The following is a 1,108-nucleotide window of genomic DNA, read 5'->3' as shown; positions in this document are numbered from 1 at the left end:
AACTGGTACAATGGTTTTACCACAAAACACTGTACCTCCCGAAAGGAGACGAGCCTTCATGGTAAAAGTATACCCGTTACGATGCCCAAAGTGCAACAATGATCATTCATTCTACCGTTATGGCAAAGATAAATCTGGATTCCAGAAATATCGTTGCCGAGAATGCGGGCATCAGTTTTCCCCCGATGCCTCGACCCATAAGCCAGGCCGCCAGCGGCAACGACCTTATCCCAGTTGCCCACGCTGTGGCAAAGCAATGTTTCTTCACCACGATAAGAAGCATTATGCCAATTATCGCTGCGGTGATAAGAAATGCAATCACTCCATCTTTACCCCCAAAGCTGCTGCTGTTTCTCCGGCATCCATGTCCAAGCTGTTTGGCAAGACGGACTTTAAAAGGATGCGCTATCCTGTTCAGACCATCCTGATGGCCTTAACCATGTTTTACATCGGCAAAAACTCATTTCGCAATATTGCCCTGATCCTGCGAACGGTCATGAACATCCAAGTCTCTCACGCCACGATTAGCAACTGGTGTACGCGATTTGCCCCTCTATTTCAAAATATTAGCCTGGAACTTATCCCTTTACTTGATTTCTCTTCGGATGAGTGGCACGCTGATGAAACGGTGGTGAAAATTGCCGGAGTGAAGTATTACATATGGTTTATCATCGACAGCGAAACCCGTTTTGTCCTTGGTTATCACCTTTCTCCTCACAGAGACACTTCTCAGGCTTTTTCCTTACTCCATTCCCTGTCAGCCCTGGGCAAACCTCAAACAATCGTTACAGACCGTTATAGTGCTTATAAGGTGCCTATTCAGTCTCTGTCTGACGTGCGTCATATCCGAGTTCAGAGTTTTGCCGATGACATTACCAATAATCTCATTGAATGTTTTCATAAACAGTTTAAGGCTTGGTATAAGACGAAACAGGGGTTTTGTTCTTTTGATAGTGCCAACAATTTGATTGCTTTTTTTGTCTTTTTCTTTAATTTTCTTCGCCCGCATTCTGCCTTAAACGGCTTAACTCCGGCACAAGTTGCTGGACTCAATCTTTCGCCAAAACGTAAACGCGAGCTTTTGCTCGTAGCTTGACTTATTCCTGCC

Annotated in this window: 1 protein-coding gene; it reads left to right on the top strand. The window is 44.9% G+C overall.

All coding sequences use genetic code 11. The features are described 5' to 3' along the window. The first annotated feature begins 58 nt into the window (after positions 1-58). Positions 59-1,096 (top strand): IS6 family transposase, encoded by a 1,038-nt coding sequence (locus ALO_RS16855; RefSeq protein WP_040293748.1) that lies wholly within the window; start codon positions 59-61, stop codon positions 1,094-1,096. Positions 1,097-1,108 lie beyond the last annotated feature (12 nt).

It is taken from the genome of Acetonema longum DSM 6540 (assembly GCF_000219125.1).
Taxonomy (GTDB): domain Bacteria; phylum Bacillota; class Negativicutes; order Sporomusales; family Acetonemataceae; genus Acetonema; species Acetonema longum.
This window is presented reverse-complemented; position numbering and strand designations above follow the sequence as displayed.

What these genes read in the sequence shown, in the direction of transcription:
- ALO_RS16855 (WP_040293748.1), top strand. Translation starts at nt 59, where the DNA reads ATGGTAAAAGTATACCCGTTACGATGCCCAAAGTGCAACAATGATCAT.